Source organism: Corynebacterium sp. UMB10321, from assembly GCF_030228725.1.
In the GTDB taxonomy this organism is placed as follows: domain Bacteria; phylum Actinomycetota; class Actinomycetes; order Mycobacteriales; family Mycobacteriaceae; genus Corynebacterium; species Corynebacterium pseudogenitalium.
Map to the genome: position 1 here is coordinate 45,537 of NZ_JASOZC010000012.1, position 23,600 is coordinate 69,136.

The 23,600-nt window shown below is 62.3% G+C and carries 19 protein-coding genes and 1 tRNA gene; 7 read left to right on the forward strand and 13 right to left on the reverse strand.

Annotated features, from left to right (window positions below; all coding sequences use genetic code 11):
• Window positions 1–46: 46 nt before the first annotated feature.
• Window positions 47–120 (forward strand) — tRNA-Gly (locus tag QP752_RS10105).
• Window positions 121–269: 149 nt separating this feature from the next.
• Here the strand turns inward: QP752_RS10105 and QP752_RS10110 are convergent.
• From QP752_RS10110 to QP752_RS10140, 7 genes are all read right to left on the reverse strand, one after another.
• Window positions 270–1,661, reverse strand: coding sequence for an ABC transporter ATP-binding protein (locus tag QP752_RS10110; protein ID WP_256005627.1), 1,392 nt, complete (start codon window positions 1,659–1,661; stop codon window positions 270–272).
• Window positions 1,658–2,344: an energy-coupling factor transporter transmembrane protein EcfT gene (locus QP752_RS10115; protein WP_256005628.1), complete on the reverse strand. Its 687-nt coding sequence runs from the start codon at window positions 2,342–2,344 to the stop codon at window positions 1,658–1,660. Before QP752_RS10115 ends, QP752_RS10110 begins: the two co-directional genes overlap by 4 nt.
• A complete protein-coding gene (locus QP752_RS10120; RefSeq protein WP_070361801.1) occupies window positions 2,337–2,933 on the reverse strand; it encodes an MptD family putative ECF transporter S component in 597 nt (198 codons plus the stop codon). The genes QP752_RS10115 and QP752_RS10120 overlap by 8 nt, the downstream gene beginning before the upstream one ends.
• A gap of 34 nt (window positions 2,934–2,967) precedes the next feature.
• Window positions 2,968–4,716, reverse strand: coding sequence for an ABC transporter ATP-binding protein (locus QP752_RS10125; RefSeq protein WP_070975613.1), 1,749 nt, complete (start codon window positions 4,714–4,716; stop codon window positions 2,968–2,970).
• Entirely contained in the window at window positions 4,713–6,500 is a 1,788-nt protein-coding gene (locus tag QP752_RS10130) for an ABC transporter ATP-binding protein (RefSeq protein ID WP_070361799.1), read from the reverse strand. The genes QP752_RS10125 and QP752_RS10130 overlap by 4 nt, the downstream gene beginning before the upstream one ends.
• Window positions 6,501–7,370: 870 nt before the next feature.
• Window positions 7,371–9,017: a VanW family protein gene (locus QP752_RS10135; protein WP_256005630.1), complete on the reverse strand. Its 1,647-nt coding sequence runs from the start codon at window positions 9,015–9,017 to the stop codon at window positions 7,371–7,373.
• Between the two features lie 25 nt (window positions 9,018–9,042).
• The gene (locus QP752_RS10140) at window positions 9,043–10,230 is read right to left on the reverse strand and encodes a glycoside hydrolase family 3 N-terminal domain-containing protein (RefSeq protein ID WP_284805426.1); all 1,188 of its coding nucleotides are present in this window, start codon (window positions 10,228–10,230) and stop codon (window positions 9,043–9,045) included.
• Between QP752_RS10140 and QP752_RS10145 the strand changes: the two genes are divergently transcribed.
• The 3 genes from QP752_RS10145 to QP752_RS10155 all read left to right on the forward strand — a co-directional run bounded on the left by QP752_RS10145 (window position 10,231) and on the right by QP752_RS10155 (window position 14,044).
• A complete protein-coding gene (locus tag QP752_RS10145) occupies window positions 10,231–10,407 on the forward strand; it encodes a DUF2613 family protein (protein WP_071565697.1) in 177 nt (58 codons plus the stop codon).
• Window positions 10,394–13,354, forward strand: a complete 2,961-nt coding sequence (locus QP752_RS10150; RefSeq protein WP_284805427.1) for an alpha-(1->3)-arabinofuranosyltransferase family protein — start codon at window positions 10,394–10,396, stop codon at window positions 13,352–13,354. Before QP752_RS10145 ends, QP752_RS10150 begins: the two co-directional genes overlap by 14 nt.
• Window positions 13,355–13,771: 417 nt before the next feature.
• Complete coding sequence (locus tag QP752_RS10155; RefSeq protein WP_070361796.1) at window positions 13,772–14,044, forward strand: hypothetical protein; 273 nt, start codon at window positions 13,772–13,774, stop codon at window positions 14,042–14,044.
• 242 nt (window positions 14,045–14,286) lie between these two features.
• Here QP752_RS10155 and QP752_RS10160 read toward each other — a convergent pair whose 3' ends face one another.
• The 6 genes from QP752_RS10160 to QP752_RS10185 form a co-directional block, all read right to left on the reverse strand.
• Entirely contained in the window at window positions 14,287–14,757 is a 471-nt protein-coding gene (locus tag QP752_RS10160; RefSeq protein ID WP_083433200.1) for a hypothetical protein, read from the reverse strand.
• A gap of 9 nt (window positions 14,758–14,766) precedes the next feature.
• On the reverse strand, window positions 14,767–15,852 hold the full coding sequence (locus tag QP752_RS10165) for a serine protease (RefSeq protein WP_143000809.1): 1,086 nt from the start codon (window positions 15,850–15,852) through the stop codon (window positions 14,767–14,769).
• A gap of 222 nt (window positions 15,853–16,074) precedes the next feature.
• Window positions 16,075–16,800, reverse strand: coding sequence for an ABC transporter ATP-binding protein (locus tag QP752_RS10170; RefSeq protein WP_070975618.1), 726 nt, complete (start codon window positions 16,798–16,800; stop codon window positions 16,075–16,077).
• A 2-nt stretch (window positions 16,801–16,802) separates the two neighbouring features.
• Window positions 16,803–17,852 carry an iron ABC transporter permease gene (locus tag QP752_RS10175; RefSeq protein ID WP_071573041.1) on the reverse strand — a complete coding sequence of 350 codons (1,050 nt, stop codon included), beginning with the start codon at window positions 17,850–17,852 and terminating at the stop codon, window positions 16,803–16,805.
• Window positions 17,853–17,859: 7 nt separating this feature from the next.
• Entirely contained in the window at window positions 17,860–19,044 is a 1,185-nt protein-coding gene (locus QP752_RS10180) for an ABC transporter substrate-binding protein (protein WP_284805428.1), read from the reverse strand.
• 64 nt (window positions 19,045–19,108) lie between these two features.
• A complete protein-coding gene (locus QP752_RS10185; protein WP_284805429.1) occupies window positions 19,109–20,080 on the reverse strand; it encodes an acyltransferase in 972 nt (323 codons plus the stop codon).
• Here QP752_RS10185 and QP752_RS10190 point away from each other — a divergent pair, their 5' ends adjacent.
• From QP752_RS10190 to QP752_RS10200, 3 genes are all read left to right on the forward strand, one after another.
• Window positions 20,081–20,875: a porin PorA family protein gene (locus QP752_RS10190; RefSeq protein WP_284805430.1), complete on the forward strand. Its 795-nt coding sequence runs from the start codon at window positions 20,081–20,083 to the stop codon at window positions 20,873–20,875.
• 445 nt (window positions 20,876–21,320) lie between these two features.
• A complete protein-coding gene (locus QP752_RS10195; protein ID WP_284805431.1) occupies window positions 21,321–22,259 on the forward strand; it encodes a hypothetical protein in 939 nt (312 codons plus the stop codon).
• Window positions 22,260–22,353: 94 nt separating this feature from the next.
• Window positions 22,354–22,581 (forward strand): three-helix bundle dimerization domain-containing protein, encoded by a 228-nt coding sequence (locus QP752_RS10200; RefSeq protein ID WP_070975621.1) that lies wholly within the window; start codon window positions 22,354–22,356, stop codon window positions 22,579–22,581.
• Window positions 22,582–23,600: the final 1,019 nt, after the last annotated feature.

Consider the following 23,600-nt stretch of genomic DNA (forward strand, 5'->3'; position numbering starts at 1 on the left):
TTAGCAGCGCGGTGCTAAAATTACCCACTGCTGCATTACATGCGCTGCCGGCGTAGTTTAGTGGTAGAACATCAGCTTCCCAAGCTGAGAGTGCGGGTTCGATTCCCGTCGCCGGCTCCACTATGACGTCGAAAATGATAAGTAGGCGTTTGCGTTAGCGCGTACGCCCCAAGGGGGTCAAGAAAATCGCTTGCGTTAGCGAGTGTATAGCGCATTAGCTCTGACCTGCGGAAGCGCTTTCCTCTCTTTCGGCTGAGCGAGCGTTTGCGTTAGCAGGCGTTGATCTGGTCAAGGCGGACGCTATGGTCGGCGACCTCGGTAACGAGTTCAGCGTCGTGGGTGATGACAATGACGACGGCACCAGTGTCAGCGAGTTTACGCATTACTCGGGAAATCGCGACAAGGTGCTTGTAGCCAACACCGGACGTGGGTTCGTCGAAGATGTAAACTTTCTTGTTCGCAGCAAGCGCTGTAGCAATAACCAGGCGTTGGCGCTGCCCGCCAGAGAGTGCTTGGGGATGGTCAGCCTCGTGGTCGGCAAGGTCGAGTTCTTCAAGGATCGCGTGGGCATCGATGTGTTGCTTTTCGGCTTTGGTCGTGCCGAGCGTGACTTCGTCGATGACGGTATCTGAGAACAACTGTCGGGTAGGGTCTTGCATCACAAGGTAGGCGTCACGGCTGGGGAATTTTTGTCCATTGAGTGTGATGGATGCGTGTTTGGCTTTTTCTAGTCCGCAAACAATGCGTGCCAGGGTTGATTTCCCTGAACCGCACGGGCCGAGGAGCGCTGTGATTTTCCCTGCCGGAAACAACACGTGGTTAATATTGAGGACTGTGTTTCCGTGGCGGTAGGCAAAGGTGAGGTTGCTGATCTCCAGCCCCTCCCCTGCCGGTTCCGGAAGTTGTGGCATAGGCACAGTTACTAGGGATCGCAGTCCAAGCTGTTTGCGCTCCTCATCCGAGGTAGCGTAGAACTCTTCGCCGGTTGCGGTGAGGACGATGTTGCCTTTATCGAAGTAGTAGACACGGTCAGCGATCCCGGAAAGAAAACTTAGCCGGTGTTCAGCAATGATGATCGTGTGTCCATCAGCTTTGAGCCTGGCGATGAGTGTGGCGAGTTGGCCGATAAGATCAGCTGATAGGTTCGCGGTCGGCTCGTCAAAGACGATCAGCGACGTGTTGTTGCACATGGCGACGGCGCAGGCCACGCGTTGCATCTGCCCGCCCGACAGCTGTGTGACGCGGGATTCCAACAGGTCGGCGATACCTAACTCGGCTGCAACCTCGTCAATGCGGGCACAGATCTCCTGCGGGGCGCGGCCGAGATTTTCTGGGCCGAAGGCGAGTTCTTGGCGCACGTGAGTGGTGTAGAACTGGGTGCGTGGGTTTTGAAACACTGTCGAACAGTGGTGGGCAAGCTCTGATAGATCTACTCGTGCCACGTCAATGTCGTCGACTGTGACGCTTCCGGTAAGGTCGCCGTCGTGAAAGTGTGGGATGAGCCCGTTAAACAGCCGTAACGCGGTGGTCTTCCCCGATCCCGATGCGCCACACAGCAAGGTGACGGTTCCGGGTGTGATGGTGATGGTTGCGTCATTGATTGAGGGGTGGTCTGCTCCTCGATAGGTGAAGGTGACGCCGGTGGCTTGGGTTATTGTCATAGGACGATTCTCCATATCGCGAAACCGATAACGATGAGCAGAATGACTGCGTCGATCACACGGAATTTCACGACCGTGACTGAGGTGGGCTTTGCGGTTCCGCCCAGTCCGCGCACGAGGGCGGCCGATGCCAGTTCGTCCCCGCTGCGTACCACGGTCGATAGCAGCGGGATTGTGAAGTACTGGGCCGCGCGCAGGGAAAGCGCGGACATGCCGCGTAGTTTCATCGCATCTGAGATCGCTTTAACCTCGTGGCCGATCACGGGCAGCACACGTAAGGCAACCGAGATTGGGATCGTGAAACAGGTTGGGATTCGTGAGCTGGCGAGTGCTTTTTGCAAGGTGGCGGGTCGGATCACGCCGATCGCGTAGGCTCCCATTCCTGCGCTGACACTGAATCGCCACATCCACTGCAAAAACAGCACGAGGAACGCGCTGACCGTTGACTTCCACACCAGTGGTATCACGAAGACGAGCCCGCCGAGGACCGCAAACGTGGCCAGGTAGACGGCCACCCAGCTCGGGCGCACGAGCGTGTTGGGGTTGATCGCAGCGCTCGCCAGCATCACGGCGGCGAATCCGCCCAGAGCACACACGAACCACGGCGAGTAGGCACTGTAGATCGTGGTGGAGACGATGACGAGCGCTACGATAATCGTGCGCGGGTCGGGAAGTTTAGACAAGACCGGCCCGTTCAAAGTGCTTACGCGCCACCCTGGTTCCCAACAGACCAGCAAGCCAGCCCACGATGAGCATCACAACGAAGAAGCCCAACAGAATCGGAATCGTGACAACCTGCGCCATCTTCGCGGCATACTCGGCGCCCATTTGTTCGGCGATCTGCGACATATATGCGTCTTGGTCCATAAATAGCGGCATCCACGGGGAAACATAGATCGGCAGAATAAACAGTGCGTATGCCAGCGGAACGCGAACCTTCACGCTCTTCGGCCCCTTGGTAATGACTAGGTCGGCGAGCAGGCCGAATACAGCGGCCACCGCGATTCCCCCTACCCAGTGGCCGGTCACGAAGAAGAGGATTTCGATGATAATCAGCATGATTGTCAATGCCCCCATCTTCGGAGTGCGTGCTGTGAACAGCGCAAAGACGATGCCGTTAACGAGAATAGAAAGCAAGAAGCCGGCATACATGGCGGCGGGGATGAACCCGAGCATTCCGAATGCAAACACGATGACGAACATCAAGGCGGTGAAGACGCCAATGTTGATGAAGTCGCGCGTGTTGAGGCGCGAGGATGTAGGCGTAGACATAGTTTTTCCTTTCATGTGCTTATACGTGCTGTGTTTAGACGAGTTGCCATCCAGCTGCGTTGATGCGTTCTTGCCAGAAATCGCGGTATTGACCCGGCTGGTTGACCAGCTCGTCGTGGCACCCGCGCTGGGCGATACGCCCATCGTGGGAGAGCACAATGATTTGGTCAGCTTGGCGAATGGTTTCAAGTTTGTGGGCGATGACAATTAGTGTGGAGTGCTTACGCAGCTCGTTCATCGCCGCAACAATGTTGGCTTCATTTTCCGCGTCCAACGCGCTGGTGGCCTCATCGAACAGCACGATCGGGGCTTTCTTCACCAAGGCGCGAGCGATGGACACTCGTTGGCGTTCCCCACCTGACAGTGCACGCCCGCCAGCACCCGCCAATGAATTCCAGCCGTCTGGGAGGCGGTTGACAATTTCCGTCACGCCCGACAGCTCAGCGGCCCACCTGATTTCTTCATCAGTAGCTTCGGGATTGCCAAGGCGAATGTTGGCTTCGAGAGTGTCGTTGAATAAGTAGACGTCTTGGAAGACCAGAGATATCTGGCGCATCAAATCTTCGGTGGTCTGCTCGCGCACGTCCACTCCGCCAACGCGCACGCTGCCGGACTGCACATCCCAGAAACGTGCAACCATCCGGGCGATCGTCGTCTTCCCGCACCCAGATGGACCAACCAGGGCACACATGCCGCCTTGCGGGACATGGAAGGACATATCGTGCAGCACCGGGGTGTCCGGATCGTAGCTGAAGGTGACGTCCTCGAAACGAACATCACCAGGTGCCCTCACTGGTGTAGAGGCATCGGGTTCGGACAGTTCGGGGGCATCCATGACCTTGTCGACGTGGTTCATCTGCTGGCGGCGTTCTTCCAGCCCGGTCATGCAGCCACCGATGTCTTGGAGCATGGTGGTGAACCGCAGGCACATGCCGATTGTGACCACGGCGTTCAGCGCATTCATTTGCCCGCCGAGGGCGAGTTGGGCGGTCAGCCAGATCATTATCACGACGAGGGCTTGGACGAACATTCCATTAATCAGGTTCGCTAATGTTTCGATCCACAATGCTTTGCGGCTTTTGCGGTCAGCCTGTTTGAATGCCCGATCAAGGGCCGGGTAGTCGTCGGCGACATGGCAGGAGCGCAGCGCGCCTTGGCAGGTGGCGAATTCGACCATGCGAGCCGCCAATTCTGACTCAGCTGGTTCGGAAACCTGCTTACCTTTATCAAGAAGCACGCGGGAGATATGGAGGAAGGCGAGCATGATCGGGAACGCGATCGTCAAGGTCAGTCCCAGCCGCCAATCCCAGAACCAGGTTCCCACAGTGATCACCAGCACGGCTGAGAGTTTTTGGACGAGGGAGAAAATGAAGTGCGCCGCCGACTCGCCCAAGTTCATCATTTCCTGGGTGACCATGCGCGACAGTCGGCCAGAGCTACCCGAATCGAACACTCCCAACGGTAGGCGGGCTACTTTGTTACCTATTGCGTGGTGGACGTCGTGAATGAACCCGAGCGCGCCAATATAGCCGGTGCGCATGCCATAAAACTCGGTGCCTACACCCGCTACCGAGATCACCGCCAAGGCGATGAGCCAGCCCCAAAACGATAACCCCCACACCGGCATTCCGGTCGCTAGGGCACTTGCTGCGGGAAGCAGAATCAGCAGGGCAAAGCCGTGACACAGTCCTGAGACCGCACCCCACGCTTGACCGACCGAGAGGTCACGCCACGAGGCGGGTTCCATCAAACGCTTAAAGCGTGGCAGCAATAGTTGATTCATCGTGTCATCTCCTCACATGCACCTTGGGCAAGAAGTGCCTGATAGTGCGCATTACCCAACAGCTCGTCGTGTTTACCGACCACAGCAATGCGCCCGCGTTCCATGACGACAATCTGATCCGCGCCCCTGATCGAGGCCAACCGGTGGGCGATCACAATCACGGTTCTGCCTTTGGCAAGAGTCGAGAGAGCTTGTTGAATTTTCGATTCCGATTCCGGGTCCGCCATCGCCGTCGCCTCGTCCAGCACCAACACTGGGGCATCAACCATGAGCGCCCGGGCGATCGCGATACGGGCTGCCTGCCCGCCCGAAACGTGGGTGTCCTCCCCCAACACGGTGTCGTAACCATCTGGCAGGCTCATGATGAACTCGTCGATCTGCGCGGCTCTCGCCGCCTGTCGCACCTGATCCAAGGTTGCGTCTGGCGCGCCCAGGGCAATGTTGTTGTGGATGGTGTCGCGAATAAGCTGTGCATCTTGCAAGACGAACGCGACCGTCGAATACAACAAATCCTGGGAAATGCTCTTTAGATCAACCCCGCCGATAGTGATCGTGCCAGCGTCCGGGTCATCGAAGCGGGCAATTAAACTCGCCAACGTCGACTTCCCCGCACCCGACGGGCCAACCAGCGCGGTCACCGTGCCTGCCGGAATGCTCAGGCTCACCTCGTCTAATGCCTGGGTGTCGTCATAGGCATACGACACACCCCGAATCTCGATATCATGACCGTGTGGTGTCTGTGGCGCATCGGGCTGACTCAACGCTGGTAGCTCCATGACGTTCACCAGCCTCACTGCCGCAGACCCTGCGAGCTGGTACGACCAGGCGATGGTTGCGACTGCCATCAACGCTCCCGGCAGCACCAAGGCGATCAACGTCGTCGTTATCACCTCGTAGATGCTCACCCAACCGGCGTTCATCATCAACGCGCCACCGCCAAGGTTCACGATCAACAACACCGGGATCGACACCCACGAAAATGAGGCGACCGACATCGACACCAGCGGCATACACCACGCCCGGTAGAACTTAGAAAACTCGTTAGCCGCATCTAAATAGGCTTTATGTGCTTGGCCGACCTTGCCGAATGCTTTCACCACTGAGATACCGGCAACGAACTCGGCCATCGTTGCCGAAACCTGAGCGAGCTTGGTGTCCATTTGTGCGGTCTTCTCATTCATCCCACGCATCGACATGCCATACATGCCCACATAAATCGGAATCGTCGCAATCGACAGCAGAGCGAGCCGCCAATCCACCACAAACGCATACACCAACAAGGCGAGCGGGGATACGATCGCGTTCAGTTTCTCAATCGGCCCGTGCGCGATCACTGTATGCACCGTGGCCGTATCATCCTGAATGGTCTTGCGGATCTTCCCCTCACCCTCGCGGGTAAACCACGACAGCGGAGCAGTCGACATTCGGGCGGCAATTTGCCGACGCATCTGATTACGCAACGACAGGTCAATAAAATGCGTCACGCCCAATGCAACAAAATATAAGGTCAACCGGGCCATGTATGCGCTGACGAGGAGCATGACGATCCAGTTCACCCGCGCCGGGTCCACCTGGTCTTGCATAAGTTCTCTGCCAAGCTCCACCAGAGCCACATACGGGGCAATAGCCAACACGCCTGAGAGAAAAGCCAAAACCTGCGCGATAAACAGTTTGCCTTTCACCGGCTGCGATAGCTGACGGATCGCGTTCTGGCCAGCGACAGATTTTTCCTTCGCGGACCCATACTCACCGTCAACAACCTGATCCGTTACACTATCGTTCACGTAAACACCATCCTTATTAGGTAAGTCTAACCTTACTCGCTTTCTGGGAGGTGTACCTAACCGTGCACATCAACCGATACGAGCATCACCCTTTCAAGGCCATGCTTACCTGTTCACCGGTGCGGAATACCAACCGGATCGTATCCTCGTCTACGATGGCGTGGTCAATGAGTGCGCTCCACTCTACATCTGTAAGAACGAAGGCTCTTGGGCTGGAAGTTTGCTGCGCCCGCGAAATGGGTTCGCACCGATCAAGCACTTCAGGACTGTCCAACACGAACCTGAAGCAAGTCCATCTACTGCTCAAGAGCACGAAACACTCACAGAGTTAATTCTCGAAACGCTCAATCAAGCCGGTATTGAAACACTCCGTGCCCTCCAACCACTAGCTGAAAGCGATGACACCCCCTAACCAGATACCCGCTAACGCAAGCCCACCCGCAGATCCCCTTGGCTTCAAACGGACGCCACCCCCAGTGGGCGTTACAGCGATGACTGCCGGATCGCCGAACCTCCAGCGAAGTAGCGAGCAGTCTCAAAAACAGCTAAATCCCAGCTCAACAGGGGTTTAGTGACTCATGCGGCTTTTATCATTTTCGACGTCTAAGCCTCCACTAACACCCCTTTTGCAGGGGTGTTTACGTTTGCCGTTTTTGAGGTGGGCGGAGACGCGAGTGACAAAAGACGCAACCCGAAAAAGTAGGGTCGACATAACTGCAGGTCACAAAATGGATAGCCAATAAGAGATGCGTCTTTTGTCACTGGCGCAACGGGACGCGCACCAGATTCCGGCGTTTCGGCGAGCGTCCCAGCATTTCGCCCAGGTAGCGCGCCTCGCGGGAGGGAATTTGGCGCACGAGGAACAGGCACCTACCCGCAGCGGACGATGGGCTGCGGGTCGTAGACCGTGGTGGTGGTTTCGCGGCTGAGTTCGTTGCCGGCGAGGTCGGTGATCACGCGGGTGTCGGAGGTGGTGAAGCCGGGGGCGCCGCCGGACGGGGCGCAGTCGGGGCCGGTGACTGTGCGGGGTTGTGGCTGGGTGTAGGCCCAGCGTCCGCCGTTGATGGACTGCACGTTGACGGTCTTGACGCCCATGAGGCTGACGGTGATGTTGCCGCCGCCGTAGTTGGTGACGATTTTGACGGGGTGGTTGCTGTCGTTGCGGAAGGCGAGGTCGATGGCGCCTTCGTAGACGGTGGCTTCGCGCCCGGCTGGGTAGCGGGAGATGTAGTAGGAGTGTGGGGTGGAGGCGACGTCGGTCATGCCGGCGAAGTAGGCGGCGTTGTAGAGGGTGGTGGCGAATTGGGAGATGCCTCCGCCGACGGCGGTGCCGCCGCGACCGTTGATGATGATGCCGGATTCAACGTAGCCCTGGGCGGTGCCGCGGGGACCGGTGTAGCCGTTGAGGGAGAACGTTTCGCCAGGGTTGACGATGGCGCCGTTGACGGTGTTGGCCACGATGCGGATGTTTTCGCCGGAGGCGCCACTGAAGCCGCCGGTGGTGAAGGAGCCGACGGTGTCGTTGAAGGTGGCTTGTTCGGCGTCGGCGGTGGTGAAGGCGGCGGGGACGTCTTTGTAGGTGGCGTCCCAGGTGCGGTCGGCGTCGTGGAGGAGGCGGTCGTCGAAGCCTTTGAAGGTGGCGTCCCAGTCGACGTTGATGCCGTCGACGGAGGGTTCGATGCCGCCGCTGGTGAGTACCCGGGCGTTCTTGGCCTCGACTTCGGACTCGTGCAGCTGCTCGCCGAGGATGGCGCCGGCTGCCTTGTGGTCCACGACGGGTTTCAGGACCTCGTCGAAGTGGAGGATCTCGCCGATGCGTTCCTTCGGGATCACGGCTGTGACATCTTCGCGGCCGTTGACGGTGAGTGGCCCGGAGAGGGCACGGTGGACCGGGCCGTCCATCGCTTCCTTGAGAGCAGGAGCGCCGATGCGCGGCGCTATTGGTTGCGGCTCAACGGTGACGCCGTCTGGGTTGAGCCAGTGGGCGGTCAGCTGGGTGCGCAGCGCGTCGGCGGGCACGTCCTGGCCGTCCTCGGGGGTGCGTTCGCGGGCGGTGCCGCCTTCGAGGGTGATGGCGGCGTTGACGGGGTCGCGGTGCAGTTCTTTTTGCAGGCGGGTGATTTCTGGGGCGAGTTTCGCGTCGTCGACGCTGGGGACGACGGCCACTTCGTGCTCGCGGATCAGGCCGCTGAGGCGCTCAATCGGGCTTGCGGACTGCAGCCCGGCCGCCTCCACGGTCGCCAAGTAGTCGATGCCGAGCCCGGCGCGCTGCGGCACCACTTCGGCGCGCTCGGGCCCGGAGGTGACGGTGATGGGGCGTGAGGGGGCGTCGCCAAGCTGGGCTTTGAGCTCGGCTTCTGCTTCCTGCGGGGTGAGTCCGCCGATGGCGACGCCGCCGACGGTGGTGCCGCGCGGCACGTGGCCGCGGTTGAGCGCCAGGTCGGCGAGGTAGATGGCCAGCAGCACCGCGAGCACGCCCACGGAGAAGCCGATGAAGATCTTTGTTGCCCTATTCACCCGCCCCAGGGTAATCGAGTATGGGCTATAACCCAACGTCAATGAGTTGTTGTTGGACGCGGGTGGCGGCCTCATCAATGCGGGACTCGGGGATTTCGCCCTTTTCGACGCCCGCTACGACACCATCGATGATCCGCGCGATGTCGTGGCCCGAGGACCAGAGGGCTTGGTCGGCACCTGCGCTGATGGCGAGGCGGACCGCGTCCGGCGTGGGGGCGTATTCGAGGATGCCGCGCATGCCGGAGAGGTCGTCGGTGACGGCGACGCCTTCGAAGGGGACGCCGCCGGGGTAGTCGCCTTCGCGCAGGATGCGGTAGGCCTCCGGGTTGAGGCTGCTGGGCACGCCTTCGGCGCCGAGACCGGGCACAATCATGTGGCCGACCATCACGCTGGCGCGCGGGAAGCGTTGCAGGAGCTCGCCGTAGGGGACCAAGTCGAAGGCGTGCAGGTCCCCGATCGGTGGCGTGGTGGCGAGCTTCTTGTGGGTATCTCCGGAGGCGCGACCGTGCCCGGGGAAGTGTTTGAAGGTGGGGGTGACGCCGGAGTCGAGAAGGCCTTGGGAGAAGAGTGCGGCGATACGGACGACCTCGGCGGGGTCGCGGTGGAAGGCGCGGTCCCCGACGACAGCGAGGTCGGCGGCGTCGATGTCGACGACCGGGGCGTAGTCCACGTTGATGCCGTGGGCGCGAAGCGACCGTCCGATGTCGTAGCCGGTGCCCTGGATCACCGCGGGTGTGCCGGCGGCGAGGCGGCCCGGCGCGGGGAAGTCCCCGAGGACGTCGGTGTGGCGCTGGACGCGGCCGCCCTCGAAGTCGATGGCGACGGTGAACCCGCGCGGGTACTGCTCGCGCAGCGCATTGATGTCGTGGCCGGGGTCGTCGAGAAGCTTGGGGTCGGCCCAGCTGGGGATGATAAGCCCGCCGACGCCCTGATCGAGGGCCGCGCGGGCCTGGTCGTAGTTCTTCACCCCGACAACCATGAGGGAGGCCACCCGCGCACGCAGGTCCTCCGGGACGCGCTGCTGGGCTGGCGTTTTGGGGACGATCTCGGTGATCGGCACCGTGTCGGTGGGCAAAAGTGGGATGTGGTTGTGGAGCGGAGCGGGCGTCGTCACGGGTTGTGGGGCCGGCTCGGGCGCGCACCCGGCGAGCACGACGACGAGCCCCGCCGTCACCGCGGCGGACCCCCATACACGTCTGGTACGCTTTTGCACATGTCAAACCGTACTACCTTGCCTTCCGTTGTGGCTAGCGCCGTCGTCGGTGTTGTGCTCGGCGTGGTGGGCGTGATTGGGGTAGCGGCGTTCTCCGGGCAGAATTCCGTGCCGGTGTCCAACGCCGTCCCGGCAGACGAGGCCGTGCTTGGCGGCCCGGAATATGGCGCGCGCTAAACTCCGCAGCCTCACTCCCCACTTGGTCGCGTGGGCAATCATCGCGCTGATTGTGTGGGCGCAGGCGCCGGGGCAGATCGCCGCGGACACCAAGTTCGACCTCACCACCAACCCTGCCGGGTTCCTCGCGCAGGCGATGCACGCCTACACGGACCGCTTCACGCTCGGGCAGCTGCAGAACCAGGCGTACGGCTACCTCTTCCCCCAGGGCGTGTTCTTCCTGCTGCCGCTGCCCGCGTGGGTGTTGCAGCGCTGCTGGTGGACGCTGCTGGTGGGCCTGGCGTTCTCCGGGACGTACGCGCTGGCCAGGCGGCTGGGCATGCGCGGGGTGGCGGGCCCGGCGGTGGCCGGGGCGCTGTACGCGTTCAGCCCGCGAATCCTGACCACGCTGACCGCCATCTCTTCGGAGGCCTGGCCAGTGGCGTTGGTGCCGTGGACGCTGCTGCCACTCCTGAGGGTTGGCCGCCGCCCGCGGCTCGCCGCCGCGCTGCTGCCGGTGGCGTGCATGGGTGCGGTCAACGCGACGGCCACCATCGCCGCCTGCCTACCCGCCCTGCTCGTGCTGTGCGCGCAGCGCCAGTGGCGCGCCGCCGCACTGTGGCCGGTGGGCGCGGTGCTGGTCAACGCGTGGTGGCTCGGCCCGCTCGTGGTGCTCGGCCGCTACTCCCCACCGTTCACCGACTTTATTGAGTCCGCCTCAGTGACCACCGCGTGGCTCAACCCGATCGAAGTCCTGCGCGGCACCACCAGCTGGACCCCCTTCGTCGACGCCGAGCGCGCCACCGGGCACCTCCTGGTCACCGAGCCCGTATTCGTGCTGCTCACGGCGGGTGTGGCGGCGCTCGGCATCACGGGGCTCGCCCGCCGCGACATGCCCGCCCGCGGCCCGCTCGTCGCGGTCTTCGCGGTGGGCGTGGGCATTCTGTGGTTCGCGCACGCCCACCCTTCACTTTTCGACGCCCCCCTCGACGCCTTCCGCAATCTGCACAAATTCGACCCACTGGTCCGCCTCCCGCTGGCGCTGGGAGCCGGATGGGTGGTGTCCCGGGCGCGCACCCCGCAGCTGGTCGGCGCCGTCACGCTGGTGGCGGTGGCGGTATCCCCGGCGTGGTCGCTACGCCTGCTGCCGCAGGGCACGTGGCAGGAACCGTCCGCGGACTGGGTCGCGGCGGCCCGCTGGCTCGACGAACACGCCACCGGCACCCGCACGCTCGTCGTCCCCGCCGCGCCCTTCGCCCGGCAGACCTGGGGCTGGACGCGCGACGAACCGATCCAGGCGCTCAGTCAGGCGCGCTTCGCGGTGCGCGACGCCATCCCCCTCGTCGACCCGGAGGCAATCCGCGGCTTGGACGGCCAGGTCCGCGCCGTGGACTCGGAGGCGCTGCGCGCCATCGGGGTGGGCGTCGTCGTGGTCCGGCACGATTTGGAGGAGGAGGTGGCGTCGACAAGCGTGCCTAATCTTGGCGAGCCGACCGTGCGCTTCGGGGACGTCGATATTTATGCGCTGGAGTCCACGCGCGACATGATGCTGACCAGCGCCACCCCCGTGCGCGTCGACGCCGGCGGCGAGGCGCTCCCCCTCTTATGGCGCGAGTTCGGCTACTTTCCCGCAACCCTGACCAGTGGCGATGCGGACATCGTGACGGATACGCCGGCGTTGGCGGTGCGCAACTACGGCGCCGTGCAGCGCGCACAGTCCGCGTACCTGGCCACCGCTTCGGAGGGCAAGGACGTGCGCAACCTGGTGCCGGACTACCCATCGGCGGGCACGCCGGTGGGCGTCGCGATGGAAGGTAATGCCTCCGCTTCTTCTTCCGCCGCTGACGCCACCGCCTTCGGCGGCGCCCGTGCCTCCCGGTCGCTGACCGCCGCCTTCGACGGCCTCGACGACACCGCCTGGTGGCCCGCCGCCCAAGACCCCCACCCGTGGCTACGCTTCACCCCCACCGCCAACACCGCCTCCATCACTGCCACCGCCAACACGAAAGTGCAGGTCACCGACTCATCCGGCGAGCGCACCCTCAGTCTCGTCGCCGACCAGCCCCGCACCATCACCGTGCGCGGCGAAACCACGCTCACCCTCACCGAACCCGTCGGCATCACAGAAATCGACGCCGGCATCCACCGCATCGTCGACGTCCCCGGCACCGCCGACACCTACTTCTTCCAACGCCTCATGCCCGAAACCAACACACTGCAGCGCGCATTCACCACCGACGAAGACGCCGAATGGCACCTCTCCACCCCCGCCCTTATCGACGGCTCCTCCGCCACCAACACCGTCTTCCTTCCCGCCGGGCGCCACGAATTGGTCACGGACGCCGAAACGATCACGCTGCGGCGCGGGCCTGCGCCTGCTGCTCTATCTGCCGCGTGGGAGCCGGTGGCTGGTGACGCTATTGCGCGCGCTGACCAGGACCGCCTGCTCATCACCACTCGCGCGTACAACCCGGGCCTGCAGGCCAGCCTCGACGGCGAACCCCTCGCCGCCCAACGCATCGACGCCGGCCACCTCGCCTTCCACATCCCCGCCGGACGCGGAGGCACCCTCGCGTTCTCCTTCGCAGGGGAGCGCCCCTACCGCCTCAGCCTGTTCGGCGGGGCGGCGCTCAGCCTGGTCACCGTGCTGGTGTTGGGGTGGTTCGCGTGGCGGCGCCGTGGCGTTGGCACTCCGGCCCGCCCTGTCCCCGGCAAGATGGTGGCGGCGTTGCCGCTGGCAGCCGCGCTGTGCATCAACCCGCCAATCGGAATCGTCAGCGCCATCGGTGTCTGGGCGGTCCGCCGCTTTACCCTCCTGGCCAGCCAATACATTGCCGCCGGCGCCATCACCGCCATGGGATTGTGGCTGGCACGCGCGCCCTGGCCTTCCGCCGGGTACGCCGGCGACGCCGCCCTCATGCTCGTGGCCGGGTGCGTCGCGGTGGCCTGCCTCGCCTGGCCGGACTAGGTGGCCGGACTGAGTGTTGGCCCCGCCGCCTGCTGAAAAAGTTCCCGCGCCCGGGAACCATTTTGGGTTTTCGGCCGGTTCCGGTCGACTAACACTTGTGTTTCCCTAGGTTGCGTCGTCTGTCTACGAAGAAAGTTCCCACGACCGCTGCTTCTTCGCACCAGATTCCGGGTTTTCGGCGAGCGGATTTACAAACCCCCAGGTCGCGCGAACCTCATGCAGGAATTTGGTGCGCACCCGGCCTGCCTCTCAGCCGAAAACTCGCTAAAAGCGTGGGATTAAAGGAGTGCGATGTGCGGCAGCAATCACTAGAATGATCGCAGTCGGTGCTCACAGCAGAGCTGACAAAAATTGCAGGAATCAAAGACCAGTGCTTTGAGTAGATAGCACGCCCGAGATATTGCGAAAGGTGTCGTTATGTCTGAGAAACTGACGATCATTGGATCATATTTGGCTCTATTCGCGGCGGTACTGGGGCTTCTTTCCGGCCAGTTTCTGCTTGCGACGGTAGTCGCGGCGATTGGCGTGTGGGGGTTGCGGTCGCATAATCGGCGCTCAGCACTCGATGATGTTATTGCTTCTGATCTGCCAATCCCTTCGGCAGCAGAGTTAAAGAGCTATCGGGAGAAGAATCCAGATCTCTCTTTTTCTGAAGCAATCGTTGCTTGGCAGAAGGGTGAATCAGCCTGAATTCTTCGGGTTGCAGGCGATAGCTTTACCGCGTCTTCAGTCCATCACGCCCCAACGATGCTGAAAGCGTGGGATTACAAGCGTGCGATGGGCCCACCGCGGACTAGGCAGGCTAGATGACGATAGCGGAGTACGAGGGGTGAATCTGAGATTTATTGGGCTCCACCCCGTAAATTGGCCCGTTCCCATTAGGGCACGGGCCAAAGAAACGTCGGAAAACTCTCACACAACAGGCGGGTGATCTACCAGTTCTGGAGCAAGCGAGCCCCAAGTGGCGACTGCAACGTCACCTTCATGGAGGCCGTGGAACCGATCAGGATGCACTTATCAGGCGATCCTGGAATATTCCCTTCGTACACTCTAACTTTTACTGATGTCGCGGTCTCCGATGTCTCCGCGCGGTATCCGTAGCAAGTTTCGGTTCCGGCGGGGAAGAACACTCGAATTTCTGTCGGACTAATTACTTGATAGCCTGCCCATTTGACTTGACGCTCATTTTTGAGATCGTTGCGCGCCTCTCGGTCGAAAGGTTTTTGTCGAGTTTTGTGGACGATCCCCATTGCACTGCTGAGTTCGTCGCCGACAGGTGTGGCTGAGACTATTCCTATGGTACTTCCCACTATCGCAAACACAGTTAAAATAACGCCGACCAAATGTACAGTTTGCGCATTCAAACCTGCGTTTATGCCGAATTTAGATAGTATGCCAGACATTCTCACTCCTTACTTCACTGGCCGACTCGCCGTTGAATCAAACATGTCCCAAATCTTGGAGGTTATGATCGGCGAACCGAGATACGACGCACCGTTTTCAGGACCAAACGAACTCACGGAGCGGATATGCCCCAGAGTTCCGTTGAAGTCTTCTAGCCATGCGCCACCGGATGCACCACCGCCAAAGTTGCACCCATATGACATGTAGAAATTGAAGGACGACCAATTTTCGTTTTTCACCGGTACCGTACACCGAAACATAGCGGAACCCAGGAAACGTTTGCGGGGATATCCAATTATGTCAGCTTTGAACGAACCTGCATTTCCGGAGCGCAGTCCATGGCCTCCAACCGCATCGACGAGACGTTTCCCTCTTTCTGAGTTGACAGTGACAAACCCGAAGTCAGAAGCAAACCCACGAGGTGTAGCTCCATAGTTGGCCCAGTCAGTAGTTGTGGTCATAAAATTGGCCTTGAATCTCCCATGGGGTGCAACACCGATCGTATATTCTGGAACGAATACCCAGTTTTTATGAAACTCACCTCCGCTCCCGCTATGAACGCAGTGACCGGCAGTAATTACGGTACTTTTGTTGTCTGAGTTTACGGCAGATGCGGAGCAGACGTGATCTTCATATTGGCCATTGACTTTCTTTGAGAAAAATACTTTTCCATTCGCAGCACCGGAATTGCCGATTCGAGAGTGCGCCTCACTGGCCGTTTGAGATGAGGAGAACGGTTCAATAGGTTCTGATGCTTCTTGTTCACGTTCTGGCACTTCAGGGGAAACGACAACCTCTTTGCTGTTTGACGTTGCTCGGTCCGCCGCAAATGGCAAGTCGAGGGTTGCATCAACAGGAGTGGCTCTCGACATGCGATCCAGTGTCCAATACTCATCCAGTGTCATCTCCGAGGAAACTGATCTAGTCGACTGATCATTCGGGTTAATTACTCCGACCGTGGTTTCAGCTTCTTCTCCGATGAATGATTCCTGAGCATGGACTGCCACTGGCGCCACAGCCATGGCCAGACAAGCCGATGATGCCAGGACTGTAGCCCGGTTGAAGATCTTTCTGATATGGGAGTTGAGATACATGACAGCTTCTTGAGGTAGGGATGAAGGCTGCGTTCGTATGAGATAAACACATTGGTGTCGATATTATCACGCATGTTACTCTTTTTCAATACTGTGATATGCAACACAATCTGTCTCTGGGGCTGGCATCGAAGTTACATATGCACCCCACCTACGCTGACTCTTGTTGAATGCCTACCCAGAACAGTTCCATACCAAAACGGATCAACCCCCTACCACCCCCTACGCAGGGCAGATGACGGGCGCGCCGGAGACTGGGTCGTACAGGACCCGGGCTTCGATGCCGTAGACCTCTTCGAGGAGTTCGGGGGTGAGTACGTCGAGGGGTTCGCCGTGCGTGACCACGCGGCCGGCTTTCATGACGAGGAGTTCGTCGCAGTAGCGGGCGGCGAGGTTGAGGTCGTGGATTGCGACGACGGCTTGGCGTTCGGTGTCGGCGACGATGTTGCGGATGATGGTGAGCAGGCTGACTTGGTGGTGGAGGTCGAGGGCGGAGGTGGGTTCGTCGAGAAGGAGGAGTTGGGGTTCGCGTACCAGCATCTGGGCGACGCCGACGAGTTGGCGCTGGCCGCCTGACATGTGGCAGACCATCCGGTCGGAGATATGGAGGATGCCGAGGCGGTCCATCATCGCGGCGGTGGCCTCGAGTGGGTTGGTGACGGCGCCTCCGGCTTTTGCGGCGACGACGATGGATTCGAACGCGGTCAGCGACGCGCTGGTCAGCAGGTCTTGGGGGACGTAGCCGACGTCGTGGGGCTCGCAGGTGGTGGTGACGGTGCCGGACGTGGGGGTTTTGAGCCCGGCGATAGTTTTGACCAGGGTGGACTTACCGGCGGCGTTGGGGCCGAGGAGGCCGGTGACGGCGCCGGGGGTGCCCAGGCGAAAGGTCATGTCGTGGAGGATAGGGGTGCGTCCGTAGGCAACGTTGAGGTCTGTGGCGACGATCATGGTTAGTGGCCTGCCTTGCGGTAGCGGGAGAAGATCAGGAAGACGAAGAATGGGACGCCGACGATGGCCGTGATGATGCCGATCGGGATCACCAGGCCTGGTTTGACGGTGATGGAGACGGCGTGCGCGGCGGTGAGCAGCAGCGCGCCGGCCGCGGCGGAGGCGGGGAGGTAGAACTTCTGGTCCTCCCCGACCAACATGCGGGCGATGTGGGGGCCGACCAGTCCGATGAAGCCGATGACACCGGCGAAGGCCACCGAAGCTGCTGCCAGCAGGGATGCCACGATCAGGGTGGTGACGCGCAGGCGGGAGACGTTGATGCCGAGGGAGGCGGCGCGGGCGTCGCCAAGTCGGAGGGCGGTGAGCCGCCAGGCGTTGAACACCACGAACGGGATTGCGGCGGCAAGGAGGACGCCGATGATGCCGTCGGCGAGCCAGGTGGCGCGCTGCATGGAGCCGAGCGTCCAGAAGACGATCTGTTGCAGCGCCTCAAGCGTTGCGCCGTACTGCATGAGCGACAGCAGCGCCTGGAAGAAGAAGGACAGGGCGATGCCGAGCAGGATCATGGTTTCGGCGGCGGCGCCGCGCCACACGGCTGCTGCGGCGACGACGGCCACCGCCACCAGGGCGGCCAGCGCAGCGGCGAGCGCCAGGTTGAACTGGGGGTGCGCGATCAGGTTGATGCCCAGCACGATCGACATCGCGGCGCCGAACGCGGCCGCCGCCGAGATGCCCAGCGTGAACGGCTCCGCGAGCGGGTTGTCCAGGATGGTTTGCATCATCCCGCCCGCAAGTCCCAGGGACGCGCCGATGAGCAGCGCCATCACCGAGGCCGGCAGGCGCAGGTCCCACAGGACCACGGAGGCTTGCTCGGGTGCGGTGTTGGGGTGGAGGAGGGCGTCGAGAAGCTGGGAGGCGCTGAGGTTGATCGGGCCGACCACCGTGGCAACGACGAAGCTGATGAACGCGACGAGCAGCAGCGCGCTAATCGCGATGAGTTTGCGTCGTCCTCGCTGGTGGTAGGCGCGGATCGCCTGATCTTGCTGGTTCATGGTTCCCCTACTGCTGTGCCTGGGCGAAGAACGCGCCGGAGTAGTCGAATGGCAGCCAGTCGGCGTGGAACTGTTCGAAGTCCTTTGCCGGGTCCATGTCAGCGAAGGATTCTGGGTGCAGCCACTTCGCGAACGCCTCCAGCGCGAACACGTTGTACGGGTTGTCGTAGAACTGGTGGTAGACGGCGAAGTACTTACCCTGCTTCGGAGCCTGCAGCAGGTCCAGGCCCGGAGTGCCCAGCGGGTTGTTCAGGGTTTCGGCGGCGCGCTGCGGGCTGGACTGGTAGCCGAGCTCGACGTGGCTGAAGGTGTCCGGCTGGTCAGGCTTGCGTGCCCACTCGCCGCCGGTGACGATGAGGTTTTCGGGCTGCAGCTCGATCATCTTCTCGGCGCTGAACTGCTTAGAGTCGGCGGTGATGAGCTGTTCGCCCAGGTTGTTGCCGCCCGCGGCGGTGAGCAGCTGGCCGAGGTTCGCCTTGCCGGGGGTGCTGCAGCAGTCAACGAAGCCCGCGGCGGACCAGATCAGGCCGTCTTTCTCTCCGTCCTTTGCGACGGCCTCTTCGACCCGACCCTTGATCTCTTCGACCTTCGATTCATAGAACTCGCCGTACTCCTTGGCGCGTTCCGATTTACCCATCAGGTCGCCGAGCAACTGCACGGAGCTGACGGTGTGCTCGAGTGGGGACTGGCGGAAGTCGGTGAAGACGTACTTCATGCCGGTCTGGTCCATCTTTTCCAAAAGTCCGGATTCCTCGGCGACTTTCTTCTGGTCGAGCGTCATCACGACGACGTCCGGCTCCTGCGCCATGAGGGTCTCCAGGGAGACGTCGCCCTTGCCGATGTTGCCGATCTCCTGCGCCTTCATGGCGCCCTCGCTGATTTCGAAGACCTTGTCCTTGAACGCCGGGGCGGCCTTGGTCAGGTCGTTGCCGTAGGCCACGACGTGGTCGAAGGGGTCCCCGCCGAGCAGCGCGGTGGCGAAGACGCCACGGCCCTCGCCGAGGACGATGCGCTCCGGCGCGTGGTCGAAGGTGACTTCGCGGCCGGTGACGTCGGTGACGGTCAGCGCCTTGTCCGCCGGGGTCGGCTCGGCGGATGGGGTGGTGTCGGCGCTGTCGCCCGAGCACGCGGCGAGTGAGGCGGCCGCGCACAGTGCGACGGCGCCGGTCATTGCTTTACGCAGGATGTTCACAGTGGTTTCCTTGCCGTATTACGATTGTTCCAATAGAGCGGAATAACAATATGCCAGGCAAGCCTTACCTAACAACTCCCGCGCGGAGTTGGTGCACCCCCTTCGCCCCCGGCACCTCCACCCACGAGTAGGACAGATAGCTCACCACCAGGCTCAACAGCACCGTCAGGGTGAGGACGGGGACGAAGTGGGCGTCGAAAAGCCCTACCCCCAAGATTGGGAACACGAAGTAGAGCACCGCCATGTGCCACAAAAACAGCGAGTAGGACCACCGGCCCAGCAGCTGCGCCGAGCGCGTGCACAGCGCGGTGCCGTGCAGGCGCGGCGCGAGCGCGAACGGCACGATCCAAAGCGCCGCGAACAGCGCGCCGAGCAGCACGCGGACGTTGAACTCAGCAGCACTCGGGTGCTCCAAACCCGCAGGCCCAAGCACCCCGCCCGCCCACGCGACAGGCAACGACAACGCCGGAAACACCCAGCGCAGCCCCGGCACCTGCAGCCGCCACGTGTGCCCGGCGCGCTCCACCTCGGCACACAGCAAGCCCACCGCGAACCACGGCGCAAAGGAGATCGGCCAAATCTGCAGGTTCAGCTCCCCCGGCGTCTGCTCCGGGCTGGGGATCAGGTGCGGCCACACCAGGGCGGCCGCCACCGCCACCGCCAGCACCACGGCGCGGCCCCGGCGCCCGCACACCAGGTACGCAGGCAGGACCAGGTAGAACGCCACCTCGACACAGAGGGACCAGTGCTGGGTGAGGCCGTCGATAAGCCCGCCGGGAACATAGAGCTGCGTAAGCGTCAGGTTGGCCAGAAGCGGGCCAGCACGCACCCCCGCGAGCGGTCGCAACGTCACCACGATGATCGCCACGGACACTAGGTACGCAGGCACAATGCGGGCGACGCGACGCCAGTAGTACTCGCGCGCCGGGCGGGGCTCGCCGCGCGCCAGCAAAAACGCCGACAGCGCGAAGAAGACGGCCACGAAGTAGTCGAAGCGCGCGAGCACCGGCGAGTCAGTGGCCGTCTGGAACGCCACGTGCGTCACCACAATGCCGAGCGCCGCGATACCGCGCAAGCCCGCCAGTTCCGGGAGTACGTTAATGTTTCTGATGTGGACATTGTAAGCAAACGGCGCCTGGGCATCTGCGCCGCCATCATCGCGGTGTGCGTGGCGCTGAACTTCCTGTCCCCGCTCATCATCAACCACCAGCGGGTGCTCGCCCCCACCGAAAGCACCCTCCTTTTCGACGGCCCCTCCGCCCTCACCCGCACCCTGTTGATCACGGAGGGCCCCTCGGAGGCGAACCCGAAGAAGCAGGCGCTGACGATGTCCGCCACCGTCCGCAACGACGGCGCCGTCATCGCCGAGGACTCCTTTGAGGTCAACCCAGCCTCCGCCTACCCCACCAGCGGGCGCCAGGGACTCGGCTACGTTCTGCCGTACAACCCGGAGCGCCGCTCCTACCCGTTCTACGACCCGCTTGCGGACCTCGTCGTCCCCCTGGACTACCTCGGCGCGGGCTGGGTCGACGGCCTGGAAACTTACAAGTACACCGCCACCATCGACGTGCCCGAGTACCACGCTGAGCGAACCATCGACGTCGAGCGCCGCACCGGCCGCCTCCTCGACGAGTCGTGGACCATCACGCGCGGCCCCCTCAAGGGCCTCTACACACTCAGCGAAGAGAACAAGGCCACCGCGGCCTCCGCCGCACTTCACGACGTCCACATCCTCAAATCCCTCCAGGTCATGGCGTTCGTAACCCGCCTGGTCAGCGCGCTCGCGCTCTTCTACGCCTTCGTCCTGCTGGTGCGGCGCCGCCGTGATTAAGGGGCGTCTGCTCTCCTGGCTGCTGGTTGCCTACGCGGCAGTCCTGGTCCTCGGCGTGACCTGGCCGTTCCTCGCGCCGGGCGAGGCGCTCGCCTACCGGGACATGCTCGTCCTGCCGGACATGGCGCTGACCCGCGCCGCCCTCGGCTTTGGGGACCTGCCCGCCCGCAACGTCCCCCAGGACGCACTGCTCGCCGTCCTCCCCTTCCCGGTCCTGGCGGTGCGCACGCTCGTGGTCGGCGCAGCCGCCGCTGCCGCGTGGGCAGGCTGGCGGATCGGCAGTAGCGGCTGGGGCCGGTTCGCTGCGATCACGGTCGCGGTGTGGAACCCGTTCGTCGTCGAGCGCCTGCTACAGGGGCAGTGGTCGGTGGCGGTGGCCGCCTGGCTGCTGCCGCTCGTGGCCCTCGGCGGGCGCGGCAGCATCGCCGCCCAGTGGGTGTGTTCGTTGACTCCCACCGGCGCTATCGCGGCCGCCCTCCACTCCAGGCGCTGGCTGTTCAGCGCCCTGACCTGCGCGCCCTGGGCCGTCGCCGGAGCGGTTGCCGCTTTTGGCGGCGGGCAGGGCACGTCCTCGGCGCAGGCCGCGGCCATGTTCGCCCCCCGTGCGGAGGGGAGCGTCGGCACCCTCGGTGCACTGCTCGGCCTGGGCGGGATCTGGAACGCCCACGCCGTACCCGCCTCCCGCGCCTCCGGCTTCGCCATCTTCGGCGTATTGCTTTTTGCCGTACTGTGCCTGGCGTGGCGCCACGTCCCGCGCCGCCTCCTCGTGCTGGCGGGCCTCGGGTTTGCACTGGCGCTCGCGTCGTGGGCAGGCTGGCTCACCCCCATCATCCAGCACGTTCCCGGCGGCGGCCTCCTTCGCGACGCCCACAAACTCCTCATCCTCGCCATCCCCGCCTACGTCACCGCCGCCGGCAACCTGCCGGGGCTTCGCGCCCAGCTCGCCGGCAGTTTCGCCCTCCTCCAGCTTCTCGACGCCCCCTTCGCCCTCTCCGCCCTCACCCCAGTTCCAGCGTCTTCCCTCCCGATCCCGCACGTCGACCACCAGGGCCGCGACGTCTTCTTCGTCGACCGCCCCACGCTCACCCGACGCGCCGACGGCGCCACCATCGTCGACCCCGCCCCCAAAATCATGAATGTCGTCGAGTCCGGCGCGCTACGCGTTGGCGACGTGGAAGTCGACCCGCCGTCCCCACGCTGGTCCGCCCTTAACGCGGATGTGGGGCTTGCCGCCTCGATGGGCGTCGGCGTGGTGGTGTACCCAGATGGCCGCTCGGTAAACACGGGGGCCGCGCCCGTCGGTCTGCCGCCGCTTAGCCTCGGACTGTTCGGTTTGTGGTGCGTCTCGCCCCTGATTGCGGTATTGACCAGGCGTATTAGATAGTTGGGGCGCGCCCATTATTGGAGCATTTGCAGTATTCTTGCGCGTAGGTTAAAGTGAACTCCAGGTAAACAAGAGTTTAACAAGGAGCGTAACCATGCAGATTCAGTTCAACACCATCCAGAAGCGCGTACTTCGCAACATCCGCCACGACCTCCTCGAGACCTGGACCCCACAATTCAGCGAAGCCGAAATCAACAACACTTTCGACACCGTCCTCGCCGAGCACTGCAGCACCGCAACCGTCGAAGACTTCATCCCCGTCCTCGTCGAAGCCGAGATGCTCAACCGCCTGCGCACAGACAGCCTCCTCGCGGCCGCCTAAACTCCGGCTCGCTGATACTCAACGCGCTCTGTCCTACCCCATCCCCTTCCCCCTATCCGCGATAAAGTTCCCGCGTCCTGCGTCCGGGAACTTTTTCGCGTCTCGGGGCCGCCCGCCTGCGTTCGGGACGTGTTTCCCCAGTTCACGTCGCTCGCCCGCTGAAAAAGTTCCCGCGTTCGGGAACCATTTAGCGTTTCGCGCCAGTTCCGGTCGACCAACCACATTGTTTCCCCAGGTCGCGACTCCTGTCCACGAAGATTGTTCCCCGGCCTCACCGCGTGATCGTGGGAACGATTTCAGAGTCCCCCGCACACCCACTCACAACTGCTACCGCTAATTCTGGTTCACGCTGATGTCCCTACACGGTGATGTGAGCGTGACTCCCTCTGTCGGTGCGCGGTAGGCCCGCGCGTGACGTGGGCTGCCCCGTGTGCCTTGTTTAGCGAGGGACAACCCTACGACGTTAGGGAGGTAGAAGGAGGGGAAGCACTCATTTGATACGCCCTGTCGCAAAGGAAAAGACCCGCCACCAAGAGAACGGCAATTCTCAACCTGGTGAGCGGAATCCTTAATCTTGTGACCGCTATCGTGAAGTTCATTACGGTGATACTTCACATGGGTCGTTAGGCCCGAGAGCCTCAACTAGCTGCAACTGGTTGGGGCCCTTTTATAGAGCAGCAACAGTCCGGCAACGAACCATGCTGTCACTTTTCAGGCTAACGAGTGTTCACCACTTTCGCAATACCTCTTCAGCAAACCACACTACTGCTCACGTTATTTTCAATCCACCTTAATATCTTTCCACGGCGCGTGGTGGGCCCGAGCGCCTTGGTTTGTTCCACTAATCAGTGGCGTTACCATCCGACGAGCTTTCGGAATGAAACTCAGACTGAATAAGGACGGCCATAATTGATGTTCACGTTACTTCTTTCCGTGAAGGGTGACAGTAAGAAGTCACTCTCCCACGGGCATGGGACCCTCCACAGGTACGTGTCATCACCCAAATAACCGTCTTCGTC